The 15,636-nt window shown below is 42.7% G+C and carries 14 protein-coding genes; 8 read left to right on the top strand and 6 right to left on the bottom strand.

Going from position 1 to position 15,636, the window contains the following annotated elements; translation table 11 throughout:
• Positions 1-66: 66 nt before the first annotated feature.
• Complete coding sequence (locus tag I6E86_RS00770) at positions 67-792, top strand: HAD family hydrolase (RefSeq protein WP_197174655.1); 726 nt, start codon at positions 67-69, stop codon at positions 790-792.
• Positions 793-1,018: 226 nt separating this feature from the next.
• Here I6E86_RS00770 and yihA read toward each other — a convergent pair whose 3' ends face one another.
• A complete protein-coding gene (yihA, locus tag I6E86_RS00765) occupies positions 1,019-1,789 on the bottom strand; it encodes a ribosome biogenesis GTP-binding protein YihA/YsxC (protein WP_197174654.1) in 771 nt (256 codons plus the stop codon).
• 343 nt (positions 1,790-2,132) lie between these two features.
• Between yihA and I6E86_RS00760 the strand changes: the two genes are divergently transcribed.
• From I6E86_RS00760 to I6E86_RS00745, 4 genes are all read left to right on the top strand, one after another.
• Positions 2,133-2,468: a c-type cytochrome gene (locus I6E86_RS00760; RefSeq protein WP_197174653.1), complete on the top strand. Its 336-nt coding sequence runs from the start codon at positions 2,133-2,135 to the stop codon at positions 2,466-2,468.
• Positions 2,469-2,778: 310 nt separating this feature from the next.
• Positions 2,779-3,447, top strand: a complete 669-nt coding sequence (locus tag I6E86_RS00755; protein WP_197174652.1) for a c-type cytochrome — start codon at positions 2,779-2,781, stop codon at positions 3,445-3,447.
• A gap of 252 nt (positions 3,448-3,699) precedes the next feature.
• Positions 3,700-4,833, top strand: coding sequence for a hypothetical protein (locus I6E86_RS00750; protein WP_197174651.1), 1,134 nt, complete (start codon positions 3,700-3,702; stop codon positions 4,831-4,833).
• A complete protein-coding gene (locus I6E86_RS00745; RefSeq protein ID WP_320158508.1) occupies positions 4,821-5,183 on the top strand; it encodes an RnfH family protein in 363 nt (120 codons plus the stop codon). Before I6E86_RS00750 ends, I6E86_RS00745 begins: the two co-directional genes overlap by 13 nt.
• Before the next feature lie 26 nt (positions 5,184-5,209).
• Here I6E86_RS00745 and I6E86_RS00740 read toward each other — a convergent pair whose 3' ends face one another.
• The gene (locus tag I6E86_RS00740; RefSeq protein WP_194363601.1) at positions 5,210-5,629 is read right to left on the bottom strand and encodes an outer membrane protein assembly factor BamE; all 420 of its coding nucleotides are present in this window, start codon (positions 5,627-5,629) and stop codon (positions 5,210-5,212) included.
• Between the two features lie 327 nt (positions 5,630-5,956).
• Here I6E86_RS00740 and fur point away from each other — a divergent pair, with 327 nt between their 5' ends.
• Positions 5,957-6,391: a ferric iron uptake transcriptional regulator gene (gene fur, locus I6E86_RS00735; protein ID WP_194363602.1), complete on the top strand. Its 435-nt coding sequence runs from the start codon at positions 5,957-5,959 to the stop codon at positions 6,389-6,391.
• A gap of 183 nt (positions 6,392-6,574) precedes the next feature.
• Here the strand turns inward: fur and I6E86_RS00730 are convergent, their stop codons facing one another.
• Together I6E86_RS00730 and I6E86_RS00725 are read right to left on the bottom strand one after the other, a co-directional pair.
• The gene (locus I6E86_RS00730) at positions 6,575-7,696 is read right to left on the bottom strand and encodes a PilT/PilU family type 4a pilus ATPase (RefSeq protein WP_197174650.1); all 1,122 of its coding nucleotides are present in this window, start codon (positions 7,694-7,696) and stop codon (positions 6,575-6,577) included.
• A gap of 134 nt (positions 7,697-7,830) precedes the next feature.
• A complete protein-coding gene (locus I6E86_RS00725) occupies positions 7,831-8,886 on the bottom strand; it encodes a type IV pilus twitching motility protein PilT (RefSeq protein ID WP_197174649.1) in 1,056 nt (351 codons plus the stop codon).
• Between the two features lie 375 nt (positions 8,887-9,261).
• Here I6E86_RS00725 and I6E86_RS00720 point away from each other — a divergent pair, with 375 nt between their 5' ends.
• On the top strand, positions 9,262-9,990 hold the full coding sequence (locus I6E86_RS00720) for a YggS family pyridoxal phosphate-dependent enzyme (RefSeq protein ID WP_197174648.1): 729 nt from the start codon (positions 9,262-9,264) through the stop codon (positions 9,988-9,990).
• A gap of 316 nt (positions 9,991-10,306) precedes the next feature.
• On the opposite strand, the gene I6E86_RS00715 is transcribed toward I6E86_RS00720, so the two are convergent.
• Both I6E86_RS00715 and I6E86_RS00710 read right to left on the bottom strand, forming a co-directional pair.
• Positions 10,307-11,581: a hemolysin family protein gene (locus I6E86_RS00715; protein ID WP_197174647.1), complete on the bottom strand. Its 1,275-nt coding sequence runs from the start codon at positions 11,579-11,581 to the stop codon at positions 10,307-10,309.
• A 259-nt stretch (positions 11,582-11,840) separates the two neighbouring features.
• Entirely contained in the window at positions 11,841-13,532 is a 1,692-nt protein-coding gene (locus I6E86_RS00710) for an NAD+ synthase (RefSeq protein ID WP_194363606.1), read from the bottom strand.
• A gap of 897 nt (positions 13,533-14,429) precedes the next feature.
• On the opposite strand from I6E86_RS00710, the gene I6E86_RS00705 reads away from it, so the two are divergent.
• Positions 14,430-15,587, top strand: coding sequence for an AI-2E family transporter (locus tag I6E86_RS00705; protein WP_227680460.1), 1,158 nt, complete (start codon positions 14,430-14,432; stop codon positions 15,585-15,587).
• Positions 15,588-15,636 lie beyond the last annotated feature (49 nt).

Genomic DNA, 15,636 nt, shown 5'->3' with positions numbered 1-15,636 from the left:
AATCAATAAGCCACCGTGACGTTTTGCTGTCTGCCATTTATTACTGTCATTCGTTAAGGTATATTCATGACTACACCCGCTACCGTTAATGCCTCAGAACCTACCGTAAACGCTCAGCCATTAGCAGAGCACTGCTTGGCTAACAAAACCCTTATTATTTTTGATTGGGATGGGACATTGATGGATTCAATCGGCCTAATCGTTGATTCTATGCATGTGGCTGGTGAAGCGCATGGGTTTCAAACGACGGATAAAGCCGTGCAGGACATTATTGGCCTAAGCCTAATGAAAGGTATTGAGATTTTATATCCGCAAGCAGATGAATCGCAAAAACTGGCCATTCAGCAGACCTACGCAGATTACTATATTGCCAATAGTCACCTTACACCGCTTTTTGCACCGATAGAAGCTATGTTGCAGACTTTGCAGCAGCAGGGTAAAAAACTAGCGGTAGCCACGGGGAAAAAAAGAAAAGGGCTAGATCGGGTACTAGATGCTTCACAGAGTCATCAGTATTTTGTGATGACACGCTGCGCTGATGAGGCAGGCTCAAAACCGGATCCGCAAATGCTGACTGATATTCTAGACTACACGCAGCAAAAGATGTCTGATGCTGTGTTTATTGGTGATAGTATTTATGATATCCAAATGGCAACCGCACTTGGCATGACCAGTATTGCAGTCAATTATGGGACGGCATCTCATGCTGAGCTTGCTGCGCAGCATCCTACTTATCAAGTAGAGACACCGCAAGCCCTAGCAGATTTATTGTGTGGACATGCGTCTTTATGATAAAAAACAGACGTCGTAATCATGTATAGTCAAAGAATTACTAAACTGCTACGGCGTTACTCTCCTTAGATGTACTAATTGTACTATCTGCAATCGGCTGCCTTGTACCTATTTTAGACTTCTCTGACTATAGTAATCATAAAAGTAGCAGCCATAAAAAAAGGTTTATCGCGATAACGATAAACCCTTTTTAGTTAAAGGTTTTTTTAATAGAAGATTAGGATATCTACTTGTTTTCTTGTTGAGTGCTTTCTTGTTGAGCGCTGTCTTTTTCAATAGCCTCTTCTAACTCTTCGCCTTCTAATAACGCAAAAGAGGACTCAATAATTTTGTCAGCTTCGAGCTGATATTCATACCAGTTGCCCATAATACCGGCCAACTCATCCAGACCTTCTTTTCTGAGTGCTGAAAATAGCTGAATGCTACAGTTCAACCCTAGCTCTTTTAGTCTTTTACGAGTGTTAAGCAATGCATTTTTAGAGGCACCATATTTCAATTTGTCTGCTTTAGTCAACAAGATATGAACAGGCAGTTCACCATCATTTGCCCAGCGTAGCATTTGCTCATCAAAGAATTTGAGTGGATGGCGAATATCCGTCATCAGTACCAAACCTGCCAGACTTGAGCGCGATACTAGGTATTCCTCTAGCTCTACCTGCCATTCTTTTTTCATCTCAAGCGGTACGGCGGCGTAGCCATAACCAGGCAAATCGACCAGTCTTCGGTCATTATCACCGATACTAAAAAAGTTAATCATCTGCGTACGGCCAGGGGTCTTAGAAGAGCGAGCCAGTTGGCGCTGATTGGTTAAGGCATTGATAGCAGAAGATTTACCCGCGTTTGAGCGGCCAGCGAAGGCAACTTCTAGCCCCATATCAGGTGGGCAAAGACGAAAAGTAGGTGCTGACATCAAAAATTCTGTTTGCTGAATTTTTTGACGGGATTTGGTGTTGAACACCGCATGTTCGGCGGCAACATCTGTAAACGGGGTATTCATAAATGGCTCATTAATCTTAAAAAATTGGATACAGTTGTAACGTTTTAATCAGCTGATAATTCACGGTAGTGGTCTACATCAGACAGCTTATAAAAGCAGCTATTTTACAGTAACGGCTATTCTATACCATTACCTGTCTTACTTATTGAAATAACTGCAATTAGCGTCATATAAATAGTAGGATAACATTAAAATTGCGCATTCATCAGCACAAGTTTTGGGCATTAACAAAGCCTTATCCAATTTACCTATATTTGAATGACATATATTGTTACAATATTTGATAAGAGATACTTATTAGAACGATGGATTAGACACGTGAAATATCACGAGGAGGTGCTCCATGTTTGCAATCAATAAACTACTTAGCAAAAGCTATCGCGCTGTCACCGCGGGCGTTGCTACGGTACTGATTAGTGGTGCTATGGCAAGCAGTGCAGGTGCTGCTGATATTGCCAAGACCTACGACAATTCATGCGCTGTTTGTCATGATAGCGGTGCGCTAAATGCTATCAAAAAAGGTGATAGTGCAAAATGGCAGCAACTTATCAAACAAAAAAGCATGCCAACCCTCATTAAATCCGTCAAATCAGGTATGCCGCAGATGCCAGCGGGCGGTCTATGCAACAAGTGCAGCGACGATGATTATCGCCAGTTGATTGAATACATGAGTGAATAATCTAACGTCCGTATATACCTTGATAGAGCATCAGATTTATTGTTTATATATGGTTTCTGCTTTCGCTTGGTAATGTAACGCATGTTGTTAGAAAACTGATGGATACTGCGATTAAGTAGGCAAATGATACAAAGTCTTGCTATAATAATCGAAAATAAACCCTGATATTAGTAAGTACTTTCAGACTGCTTGTGTGCAAGAGCCTAAAATATAATCCGTCCTATCTCATAAAGGGGGCGCTTTTACTGGGTATCTTATTAGTGCAACCGTTCTAGATAATGCTTACACCGAGCTAGTAGGATTTGTATCAATGAAAAAGTTAATCGCTGCTGCCAGCTTATGCGTTGCAAGTTTCAGCGTACAAGCTGCTATTGTTGTTCCTGAGTATGATGTTAATGCAGGTCAAAAAATTGCAGAAACTGTTTGTGCTGCTTGTCATGGTCTTAATGGGGTCAGTATTGTTCCTGCACAGCCTAACCTGGGCGGCCAAAACGTAAAGTATCTCTACAAACAGTTGGTCAACTTTAAAGCAGGCTACCGCAAAAACGGTATCATGCAATCACAGGTTGCCAATTTGTCTCAGCAAGATTTGGCCAATGTGGCAGGCTATTATTCTAGCCAAGCGCCTTGGGGTGTTGGCTACGGTAATCCTGCGACCAACCAAGCAGCCACTAAGCTGTTCTTGGGTGGTGATAAATCACGCGGTGTGATTGGTTGTGCTGGTTGCCATGGTCCAGATGCTGCGGGTAATACCTGGGCTGCATTTCCAAAGCTTGGCGGACAGCATGCACAGTACATCTCCACTCAGCTAAAGCTTTTCCGTGCCGCTGGGCGTGTTGATGATATCGCTAGCGATGATCAAAAACGAGTCAACGATGCTGCCAAAGAAGGCGAGATGGGCATGATGCAGACGGTCGCATCAAAACTATCAGACAATGATATTCGCATTTTGGCAGACTATGTGAGCGCCATTCATTAATTGAATAGCCTTGGTGATACCTATCTGGTGCGTATGTTGTCGGCAAAGCCACTAACTACCAGATCGCATATGAATCACGTCTGAATTACTAAACCCCGATTTCGGGGTTTTTTCATAACTGTATGTCCCTTATATTAAGCAGACAATATGCAGATGAACTCATTTACAGCGGTTAATGATGACACGCTTTAATCATTGCTCTGTATAATTATAAATTATCGTTATTTACTTTAGATCGTTTGGATTGAAATTATGATGATCCGTTATGCTTCTTATTTTATCGCAGCATTATTACCACTGCTGCTATTTCGTTGGTTTGCACCAGCATCTATCGGCGAGATTGATTTTTGGTTGCTGTGGCTCGTGGCAATGGTATTGGTCGCATTGCCAGTTATTTATGCTGAGATTGCATTGGCGTATCGCAGTGTCGAGGGACCTGTCGCTGGTATGCAAAAGCTGACTCGTGAAGCCGATGCAAGCCCAGTATGGCGCAGCTTTGGCTGGCTTGCGGCATTGGTGTCTATTACCATTGCTGCATTGGTGATATCGGGTGCCAGCACAGGCATCTTAGCCGCGTTGACTGAGCTCAATAGCGTACCCAGCATTCCTAGCTTTGCAGTGGCAGCTGGCCTCATGGTTATTACGGTACTACTGAGTTTGCTTGGCGTCGCCCCTTTACCTATTGGGCTTGGGCTCATGGTCATAGGACTACTACTGGGCATCGCAAATGGTATACCCCATATTGGTTTTGCCATGACGGGTATTAGCTTGACCGAATGGGCACGCGCAGTCGCCCTAGCATTGGTCAGTGTTGGTGCAGGCACAGGGTTATATTGGTTTGGTCAAAACTTAGTCAGTAAGCAAACCGTCACAGCGGTCGCAGACGATAGCCAACAAGTAAAAAGCAGGGCTGCCGCTCGTGAATATCGCGCCACTAAGCTGGTATTACCGATTTGGATATTACAGCTGCTGATAGGCGTGGTGGCTTTATTCCTCAGTGGTATGGTATTACCACCGATTGGGCAGTTGCTGTACTGGGTAGGGGTGTTATTCGTTGCCAGTTACTTATTACATTATAGTACCCAACAGTTAACGCATAAGTTTGGGCTATTGGTTAGCCTGATAATCACATTTGCCTTAGCACTGCTATTAGTGATGGCGATTCCAACGACATGGCTAGTCAGTCTCTTGGTTATTATTAGCAGCATTGCTGTACTACTGTTATCAGTGTTTGCAGGGTGGCAGATGAAAATCAGTCATTTACGTAAGTCACTGAATTTTGGTAGTGAAGCATTCTATAATCTGTGGCGCATAGCGATACGCTTGATTGTTCCGTTGGCACTCATATTGGCATTAATAGGCTGGGTGATGCAGTGGTTGAGCTAACGAGCGTGAATACGGCACAATATGCTGAGCAGAGTGCGCTGATGACAGTATATTTGGCCTATGCTGAAGATGAGCAGCGCCAGCATTATTTGTCTTTACAGGTCAGCCATGGTACCAGCTTATACGCAGCGTTGGCGCAAGCAGGATGGCTTGAGAAGTTTGCAGAATTGGCAAGTTGGTGTGAGCAAGTCATAGATGTTGCTACACCAACTGCCAAACGTTGGCACGTCGGCATCTATGCGCAGAAGCAACCGCTGAGCTATGTATTACAGCCATCTGATCGCATAGAGGTGTATCGCAGTTTGAGCGCTGATCCGATGTCTCAGCGCAAAAACAAATCTCGCAGTTGAGTCGCTAGATTGATAAGTAGGATTTGTTACGAGGCTGGTAAACTTTCCATGCCTTCAATACGTGTCACCAAGCCATTATTATCAAAGTAGACCACCAAATGCTGGCTAGCATTTTTAACATCAGCAATGCCTTTGCGGCTACCTTCTGTGCCTGCTTTATAATCATAGATATAGTCCCAGCGCTTAGGTTCAAGCGTGTCTTTAATCGCTGGGCTACCCAAAATATAAAGCACTTGGTTCTGATTCATACCCACTTGCAGCTTTTGCGCTTGGACTTGAGTAATGGCCGTGCCTTGCGGCAAATCAATCTTATAAACACTCAATAATGAGCAGCCAGACATAGCGACAGTAGCGCTAAGCATACTGGTGATGGCAAGGGTGCGCAATGTACTTGCATGGCTTAACGGACGAAAATTTAATGTCTTTATCATGGTAAGATGACTCATAAGAAATGAATTAGGTGCGGCCGAATCTAGATGGTACGAGTGTGGCCGACAATCTTGGACAAATGATACGTCATTTACTTGCAATTGCCTACCACTTAAGACATTATTTACCAAACACCCTCTAATCGATTGGGTTATTTATATTTTAAATTCATGGGCTTGCATTGAGATAACTTGGAAAATAATAAAAGAAATACTCGCACAGATTCAGTCGATTTGATAGCGTGAACACATGTGATATTTGTCAAAAAACAAGTATCAGGGATTATTTATCTCATATTTTTTGGGTTTTTATTTATTAAGACTGTTACAGTCAAAAGGGATATTATGGCTTCTTTTACCAATCAAGATTTACGCAGAGCAGGGTTAAAGGTCACGTTACCTCGTATCAAAATTCTAGAGCTGCTTGAAAGTGCAGAACTGCATCATATGAGTGCAGAAGAAGTTTATAAAGCACTGATCGAGCAAGGCGAAGACGTTGGATTAGCGACGGTATATCGTGTACTGACTCAGTTTGAGCAAGCGGGTATCGTTGAGCGTCACAACTTTGAAAACAATCTATCTGTGTTTGAGATTACCCAAGAAGAACATCATGACCATCTGGTTTGTGATGTTTGTGGCAAAATTATTGAGTTTCACAATGAAGTAATTGAAGAAGAGCAGCTCAAAGTGGCAGAAAAACATGGTTTTAAACTATCAGGCCATTCATTAGTATTATATGGTATTTGTGCCGATCAAGCCTGTAGAGACAGTGCTAGATAGAGACACTTTTAGACAGAGGCATTTCTATATAAAGACAGTGCTAAAACAAGATGTGAAGTCATTTATCTTCCTGATGCTATCTCTCATATGTCTTAAAGTTCTTTTTGCTACAAAAAGCCCTCATTATCAATAATGAGGGCTTTTTTATTACTTTTACTAAAATGTTGCGGCAAGCTCAGATGTCTAGCTGACATCTAATGACAAGCTATCAGCACCCTCATCTAAATTGGCATGACCATTTTTGCTGCTCAGTTTAATCTTGAGGCGTAAGTCGTTGGGGGAGTCCGCATGCAGAATGGCTTCTTTATAGGTAATCTCTCCTTGCTCATACAAATCAAACAATGCTTGGTCAAAGGTTTGCATGCCACTATCTCGTGAGCGCGTCATGACGTCTTTGATCTCGTGCACTTCACCTTTGCGGATATAATCACTAATCAGCTGTGAGTTCAATAAGATCTCAATAGCAGCACGTCGACTTTTACCATCAGGGGCTGGAATCAGCTGCTGAGCAATAATAGCCTGCAAGTTCAATGACAGATCCATAAACAACTGATTGTGACGACTGGTCTCAAAAAAGTGAATAATACGGTCGATCGCTTGGTTGGCATTATTGGCATGGAGAGTGGCAAACACTAAGTGACCGGTTTCTGCATATTGAATCGCGTAGCTCATGACCTCACGGTTACGAATCTCACCGATTAAGATCACATCAGGGGCCTGGCGTAGAGTATTTTTTAGACCTGCTTCAAATGAATGTGTGTCGATACCGACTTCGCGTTGGGTAATGATACAGCCGCGATGCTTATGGATAAACTCAATGGGGTCTTCTATGGTGATAATATGACCATGAGAGTTTTGGTTGCGGTGTCCTATCATGGAGGCTAGCGTCGTGGATTTACCAGTACCTGTTGCCCCGACCAATAAAATAATACCCCGTTTTTTCATGGATAAATCTTTGAGCGACGGCGGTAAGCGTAATTCTTCCATGGTTGGAATTTTGTTTTCGATTTTCCGTAAAATCATACCTGCCATATCACGCTGTATAAAGGCACTGACTCGAAACCGCGCTTGCTGTGCTTCATCAGCGATAGCAAACTGACACTCGTTGGTCTCTTCAAACTCTGTTCTCTGGCTTGGGGTCATGACACCCTTAACCAATCTCATCGTTTGCTCGGCACTCAGAGGCGTTTTACCAACGGGTAAAATTTTTCCATTTACCTTCATGGAAGGTGCTACATCTGCTGTAATAAAAAGGTCAGAACCATTTTTATTAATCATTAGCTGCAATAGTTTATCAATGTCCATATCGTACCTGCATGTGTCGTCAGTCGATCAAAAATGATTTAAAATCGTATTGTGAATAGAAGTAACTAATAGTAAAACACAATCTATTTTGTCTTTTCTAATATTCAAAACGGTCTCTATCTTTGATGCCAATGCTATAAAAATGCCTCAGGCTGCTTGGCATAAGGGCGAGCAACGTCTTTACTAATCGTACCTTTGGCTACTAGGTTTTTGAGGGTTTGGTCGAGCGTGATCATGCCATCGCCTGCACCCGTTTGGATGGCAGAGTACATTTGAGCAATTTTATTTTCACGTATCAAGTTACGGATAGCAGGTGTGCCTAGCATGATTTCGTGCGCTGCCACACGGCCTCCTACTTGACGCTTTAATAGGGTTTGTGAAATAACGGCTTGTAGTGACTCCGACAGCATCGCACGGATCATGTCTTTTTCTGCCGCAGGGAACACGTCGATGACACGGTCAATAGTTTTGGCTGCTGAACTGGTATGTAGCGTGCCAAATACCAAATGTCCTGTTTCTGCTGCTGTCAGTGCCAAGCGAATGGTCTCAAGGTCACGCAGCTCACCCACCAAAATCACATCTGGATCTTCGCGTAGGGCTGAACGTAGGGCTGGTTCAAAGCCTAATGTGTCACGATGGACTTCACGCTGATTGATCAGGCTCTTTTTGGATTCGTGGACAAACTCAATCGGATCTTCAATGGTCAAGATATGTTCTTTACGGCTCTCATTGATATAATCGATCATGGCAGCAAGCGTGGTTGATTTACCAGAACCTGTTGGACCGGTAACTAGTACCACCCCACGTTTGAAATCCGATACACGTCTGAAAACCTCGCCCATGCCCAAATCTTCCATGGTCAATACTTTGGATGGAATGGTACGAAACACCGCACCTGCACCGCGGTTTTGATTGAAGGCGTTGACACGAAAACGTGCCAAATTTGGAATTTCAAAAGAAAAATCCGTCTCAAAAAACTCTTCAAAGTCAGCCCGTTGCTTATCATTCATGATGTCATAAATAAGCTGATGTACCACTTGATGGGTCATTGATGGCATATTGATACGCGTCATTTCACCATCAACACGAATCATCGCTGGCATGCCGGCTGAAATATGTAAATCTGACGCCTTATGTTTGACCGTAAAACGCAATAAATCTTCGATGCTTAAATTGTTTTTCTCAGTCATAATCAGATATTCCTATCAATCAGTAAGGGTAGTACAGAAGCGCACAAGAGCACGTGGTAGACTGTCAATGAACTATTTTGCTAGGCTCAACTTAGTATGGCGAGACCTTGAATACAATGTAGCCTTTACCATTGCTACCACATATGGTGGCAAATGTTAAACCATGTAACAATATCATAACAAGACTGTAGAGATTTAACCATCTACCATATAGTCAAAATGCAAAATTAGTTTTCGTAAAATTCATTCGTATAAGGTGATATTAAATTGCTTGAACGGAATATGACGGGTCAGAAAGTGGTTTGCTATATATAGCGCATAACGAAAAATAGATAAAAAAATGAATAAATTTTGAGAGTGATACAGAGGAAAAATATGACAGAGACAGACAAGAATATCGATAAACTGACACTTATTGATAACTGGCAGCAAGTCAAAAAGCAAATGATGCAAGCTTATGAGCAGGCACCCAAGAAAGCAGTTGCCCCTATTGATAACAGACTCTTATTGGCTGTTTCAAAAACTAAGCCTGCTGAGATGGTGGCAACATTAGCCAAAGAGGGGCAATGCCACTTTGGGGAAAACTACCTACAAGAAGCCATTGAGAAAATCACTGCTTTAAAGGGGCAACCTGAAGGCAAGGGCATCGTTTGGCATTATATCGGCAGTATTCAGCGTAACAAAACCCGTGATATTGCCGAGCATTTTGATTGGGTGCAAACACTTGAGCGCGATATTATCGCCAAGCGCTTGAACGACCAGCGTCCAGCTGACTTGCCTCCACTGAATGTGTTGATTCAGTTGAATATCGACGATGAGGATAGTAAGTCAGGCTGTCTACCGGCTCAGCTACCAGAGCTGATCACGGCGATCAAAGGCTATGACCGTTTACAGCTGCGCGGGCTGATGATTATACCCGCCAAAGCAAATACCGATGCTTTTGCTCGCACCAAAGCGCTGTTTGAAGAGGTCAAACTGAGTCACCCAGAGCTGAGTGCTTGGGATACGCTTAGTATGGGGATGAGTGGTGATATGACAGAGGCGATAGACAATGGCTCGACGATGGTACGCGTCGGTACCGCTATCTTTGGTACACGAAGCTAGGGCGTGTCTTCATTTTAAAAATGGTGATAAAAATGAGATAAATTGCAGTTAAATAAGGAAAATAGCGCAAATAATATCGAGATATTAGTCAGCTATTTGACGCCATTTTGCAAGATTTAGCCACTTTTAACCCATTTAGATAACTATCGATTGAATTGAGGACACGCCCTAGGGTATTTCTTCTTTATGACGTGGTCACGGCATTATGATAAAGACATGCCTCAGCCTTAAGAGTGCTTGAGGGTAGTAAGCGAATAGATACGAAGTTTACTTTCATTTGAGCAAGCTCATAGAGACAGCCTATCTGATCGATGCATCAGATAAGTTCTTCTAATTTGGTTACCAGCATCTGAGTGATTTTGAGATTGTCAGTTGCGATAATCTCAAACCGATAATTGGCATACTCGATAGTGTCAGTCTTTTTTGGGATTTTTCGCAGCATATACATCATAAAGCCGCTGATGGTTTCATAGTTCTGACTGCGTGGTAAGTCGACAATATCCAATGCGCGAATCACATCTTCAATGGGGGTCATGCCATCGATCAGCCAAGAGTTGTCCGTACGCTGAACAATAGGTTGCTCCTCAAGCGTCACAAGCTCTCCCATAACAATACTCATCACATCCTTTAAGGTGATAACGCCCACCACTAAGCCATACTCATTGACGATAACCGCAAAATCAGCGCCAGTAGATTTGAACATCTCTAGCACTTCAAACAAAGACAAAGTATCTGGAACGAAGAGCGCCGGTTTTAATAGGGTTTTGTCCGTCAAGCCAACTTCTTGCTGATTTAGAACGAGCGCTAGAAAACTTCGAGACTCTACATAACCAACAATATGCTCTAAATCATCATCATGACAGACCAAAAATTTATTGTGTGGTTGCTCAATCATGATTTGAACCACTTCTTCGGTACTGGTCTTGGTATCAAAATACACGATGTTTTCGCGTGGATTCATGACTGAGGTGACCGTGCGTTCTTGCATATCGAAGATGTTTTCGATCAAATGATGTTCTTGCTTTTTTATCACACCCGCTTCAGCACCAGCATCCATGACGGCATAAATGTCCTCTGGTGTCATATCGTCTTGGCGAATGGTAGAGATACCAAGCAATTTGAAGAGAGTGTTCGCTGCCCCATCGAACACCCAGATGACAGGCTTTAACACGAAGATCAATATCATCATTGGACGTACGAGCCGTACCGCGATGGCTTCACTGTCTGACATGGCCAATCGTCTGGGCATCAGATCGGCCAATAAAGAAAACAGGCTGGTAATGAGCACAAACGATATGACAGAGGCCACAGCTTCACTATTGAACAGTTTTTGTAAATAAGGGCTGATGGCGGATTCGCCCACGGCACCTGCGGAAATAGCGACTGCGTTTAATAACACCTGTACCACAGTGATGAAGCTACCAGGATGTTCCTGCATTTTTAGGACATCAAAGGCGCGGACATCTCCTTCTTTTGCCATGATCTGTAGCTTGATTTTGCGTCCGGCAGCAATGGCAATCTCAGAAGCAGAAACACAAGCACTTAGTGCAAGCAATAAAATAAGAAAAACACTAGCGGTAAGCAAACTCATGACGTACTCGAAAAAAGAGATAGAAATAATGAAAAGATAAAGGTAATAGTAGAGAGAGAAGTAATAAATGAAAAGATATTGAATATCAGAGCATGCTAAAGCTCAATTATTAGAGATAAAAACTAAAAAAGCTGGGCAAGCACCCAGCTAATCATGAACATTCGACTTCTTGTAGCACTAGCTAACCAGCGCCTACTCACTTCTGACTTATATAAACCTGAGCCAGAGAAGTGCATGGGCAACTAAAATTTGCTAGCACTTAGCCTTTTATTGACCATTTATTAACCAATGGGTAGCGACGTTCGCGACCAAAGGCTTTGTGGCTGATTTTGGTACCGATAGGAGATTGCAGACGTTTATATTCGCTATTGTCCACCATCTTGATGACTTTTTCGACCATTTCTGCATCAAAGCCCTTATCGATAATTTCTTGATAGCCCATATCTCCATCGATATAAGATGCCAAGATACCATCTAAAATATCGTAATCAGGCAGACTGTCTTGATCTTTTTGATCAGGGCGTAGCTCAGCTGATGGTGGACGAGTAATGACTCGTTCAGGAATAACTGGCGTGTCCTCTAAACGGTTGCGATAGCTTGCCAGTTTGTAAACTTGTGATTTGTACACGTCTTTTAGGACATCGAAACCGCCGGCCATATCACCGTATAGCGTTGAGTAGCCAACTGCCAACTCTGATTTATTACCAGTGGTGATGACCAAATGACCAAACTTGTTAGACAGTGCCATCAAAATAACGCCGCGCGCACGTGCTTGAATGTTCTCTTCAGTCGTGTCAGCAGGCGACTTGTTAAATAGTGGCGCTAGCGTATGACGAATGCCCTCGACCGCATCAAAAATAGGACAAACAGTGTAAGAGACATTGAGGCGACGCGCCTGTGCTTGGGCATCTTCTAGGCTGATTTGAGACGTATATTCGTACGGCATCATGACCGCATATACTTTGTCAGCGCCTAACGCGTCCACAGCGATACAGAGCGTCAATGCAGAATCAATACCGCCTGATAATCCAACGATGATGCCTGAAAATCCTGAATGATTGACATAGTCGCGTAGACCGACGACCAAGGCCTGATACATCTCTGACTCACGGCTTAGGCTGAGAGGTGCTTTGGTTTGGTTGTTGAATTTCGCAGTTTTGACATCCAACGTAGCCAATAACAGCTGATTCATAAAACGCGGTGCTTCATGTGCGATGCTACCATCGGCTTGTACCGCCATAGAGCCACCATCAAACACCAAGTCGTCTTGGCCGCCAACAGCGTTGACATAGACGATAGGCAGTTTGTTTTCGCGGCTGCGTTTGGCCAGCATGGTTTTACGACTGTCTTGTTTTTCAATCTCAAAAGGCGAGGCATTTAAGCTGACAATGAGGTCAGCACCTTGTTTCTTGAGCTCAGCAATTGGTGCTTTTTCCCATAAGTCTTCGCAGATGAGTAGGCCGATAGTAATGCCTTTATAATCAAATAAAACTTGATTACGACCTTTGTCAAAATAACGACGCTCATCAAAGACGCCATAGTTTGGCAAAATTTGCTTATGGTAAAAGCCTTTTTGATGGCCGTTATGAAGGATAGCTGCAGAGTTAAACGTACCATGATGATCGACATGCGGGTAGCCGACAATCATAACGATATCGTTGATATCACTCAGCGTAGACAGTGCGCTTTTGACGCGGCCTGATAAGCTAGGGCGGAGTAATAAGTCCTGAGGAGGATAGCCTAATAGTGCCAATTCTGGAAACACAATGACATCAGCGCCTTGCTCACGAGCCTGTAATGCTAACGTACGCATTTTTTCGACATTGGCAGCAATATCACCGACCAAAAAATGGGATTGTGCTAAAGCAAAAGTGACAGTGTCTTGTGGTTTATTGGTCTTGCTGGTATCGCTTGACGGGTTTAGATTGGGGTTATCAGTGTCTTTTGACATTGTTATTGTTCCTATCGATATATTATTAAAATGTGGTGGATAAAGTTGGTTAAAGTAAATCCAAAATTGACTCAAAAAATAGCCCTTACAAATCAAGTTCGAATATTGAACCGATGTGATGAGCCTAACACCTGCATACGCTTTTATGTGGTTTTTAAGATGACAGTGTTACGAGTACGGTCTTATAAGTACAATGTTAAAAGTACCATCCTCAAAATGGATTTTTATAATAGTCTCAAAAACGACAATAAATGAGGGTTTTAGAATACTATCAACCAATATAATGTCTTTACAACAGCGTAAATAAATACGATTAGATAAGCTTGACTACACTGAAAAGCTTAAAATAATGGTTTTAGTATAACATCAATTGTCGAGACAAATAGAACGCACCAGTGAATTCCCTTATAAGATAACAGTTTAATAGTGCGTCATAAAAGCGGTTTTTGTGGCAGTATTTTTACACACTAAATCCATGGATAACAGGCTAGTTATTATTGTCATCATCTAGTAAGCTTGCATAGACAAAGTTGTAAGTAAAGGTTACAACATAGCGTTATATAAGTCGCATACTTTATTGCATAATAAAACGTGATAGCAGCGCTATTTAAGGTATTTACCACTAGCGTTATAAGCTGCCAACCTATGACTACTATTATTTGACGATGCTATGTGATGCTATACGACAAATGATGTGATCACGTCATATGTTCTCACAAATGGATCGTATTTTTAGTTATATATTTAGAACCATAAGTTTAAAACCTTATCTTCATAATTTACCACCCTCGTCAGTGGATATCGTTTGCAGGCATGGCCTATAGACTGGTATTCATCGCATATTTGTAAACTGGCCAGTAACGTTATCGTTTGCTGTCCACTCTTGGTTTATACGCTATGATTGAAAACTGGACAAAAGAATTTATTATCCAACGCTTATTGGCAATTACATTACTGATTGCGCTATTTGTACTGTGCTTTCAAGTGGTGCAGTTTTTTATTGTACCGGCACTGTGGGCAGCGATTTTGGCGTATGTGACGTTTCCGATTTATAACTTTTTTCATGAAAAGGTCAAGCTAAGTCCAAATTTTAGTGCGGCTATCATGACGATGAGTATTTCCTTGATAATAGGTGTGCCACTTGTAATCGGCGTCTTTGTCTTGCAGCAAGAAGCGTTAAGTTTGATCAGTAATTTGGTTTATCGTATCAAAGTGGGATATTTGGATGTGCCTGATTCTGTCAAAGACTTGCCTATTATTGGGCAGCAAGTCAAAGATGTGCTATGGCGAATCAATAAAAACCCTGAAGGGACGTTAGAGGCCTTTCGTCTTTGGGTTCAGTCGCACTTATATTATGGTAAAGTCGCCTTCGATGTGGTGTTCAGTAGTTTGGCAAAGCTTGGTATGGCGCTGATGACTCTATTCTTTTTCTACCGTGATGGTACCAGTCTGGTCCGTCAGATTCGCCAAGCACTGCGCAATATCATTGGCAATCGCATTGATGGTTACATCGACTCTGTCGGTACGACCACGCGTGCTGTGGTATATGGTATTGGACTGACAGCATTGGCACAGGCTCTATTGGCTGGTGTAGGCTACTATTTCGCTAGTGCACCAAGTCCGATTTTATTGACCATTGTGACTTTTATTGTTGCCTTGATTCCATTTGGCACACCATTCGCTTGGGGTGCTGTCTCTATTTGGTTAATGAGTCAAGGGCATACCACAGAAGGTATTGGCTTGGCATTATGGGGCGTATTGGTTATCAGTTGGGTTGATAATTTGATTCGTCCTATCGTCATTAGCGGCGCGACCAAAATTCCCTTTATTATTATTTTTATCGGAGTATTGGGCGGCTTGACAGCCTTTGGTTTCGTGGGCTTGTTTATAGGCCCTGTGGTATTGGCAATCGGACTTGCCGTATGGCGTGAATGGATATCGCAGCACAAAAACGAGATATTCGCTCAGCAAGAAATATTGCTGTCTGATCCTCAGGCGCGGCCGCCATCGAGATCGCGCGAGCCAGAGCTAGAACAAAATACCAACGATGCCTGAGCCAGAGACTGCCAATGACAGATGCAATGATTGATAACTAATAAAGAAG

Source organism: Psychrobacter sp. SWN149 (assembly GCF_015864565.1).
Lineage (GTDB): Bacteria > Pseudomonadota > Gammaproteobacteria > Pseudomonadales > Moraxellaceae > Psychrobacter.
Note: the sequence above shows the minus strand (reverse complement) of the source record. Positions and strands in the feature narration are given on the sequence as shown.

What these genes read in the sequence shown, in the direction of transcription:
- I6E86_RS00770 (WP_197174655.1), top strand. Translation starts at nt 67, where the DNA reads ATGACTACACCCGCTACCGTTAATGCCTCAGAACCTACCGTAAACGCT.
- yihA (WP_197174654.1), bottom strand. Translation starts at nt 1,789, where the DNA reads ATGAATACCCCGTTTACAGATGTTGCCGCCGAACATGCGGTGTTCAAC.
- I6E86_RS00760 (WP_197174653.1), top strand. Translation starts at nt 2,133, where the DNA reads ATGTTTGCAATCAATAAACTACTTAGCAAAAGCTATCGCGCTGTCACC.
- I6E86_RS00755 (WP_197174652.1), top strand. Translation starts at nt 2,779, where the DNA reads ATGAAAAAGTTAATCGCTGCTGCCAGCTTATGCGTTGCAAGTTTCAGC.
- I6E86_RS00750 (WP_197174651.1), top strand. Translation starts at nt 3,700, where the DNA reads ATGATGATCCGTTATGCTTCTTATTTTATCGCAGCATTATTACCACTG.
- I6E86_RS00740 (WP_194363601.1), bottom strand. Translation starts at nt 5,629, where the DNA reads ATGAGTCATCTTACCATGATAAAGACATTAAATTTTCGTCCGTTAAGC.
- fur (WP_194363602.1), top strand. Translation starts at nt 5,957, where the DNA reads ATGGCTTCTTTTACCAATCAAGATTTACGCAGAGCAGGGTTAAAGGTC.
- I6E86_RS00730 (WP_197174650.1), bottom strand. Translation starts at nt 7,696, where the DNA reads ATGGACATTGATAAACTATTGCAGCTAATGATTAATAAAAATGGTTCT.
- I6E86_RS00725 (WP_197174649.1), bottom strand. Translation starts at nt 8,886, where the DNA reads ATGACTGAGAAAAACAATTTAAGCATCGAAGATTTATTGCGTTTTACG.
- I6E86_RS00720 (WP_197174648.1), top strand. Translation starts at nt 9,262, where the DNA reads ATGACAGAGACAGACAAGAATATCGATAAACTGACACTTATTGATAAC.
- I6E86_RS00715 (WP_197174647.1), bottom strand. Translation starts at nt 11,581, where the DNA reads ATGAGTTTGCTTACCGCTAGTGTTTTTCTTATTTTATTGCTTGCACTA.
- I6E86_RS00710 (WP_194363606.1), bottom strand. Translation starts at nt 13,532, where the DNA reads ATGTCAAAAGACACTGATAACCCCAATCTAAACCCGTCAAGCGATACC.
- I6E86_RS00705 (WP_227680460.1), top strand. Translation starts at nt 14,430, where the DNA reads ATGATTGAAAACTGGACAAAAGAATTTATTATCCAACGCTTATTGGCA.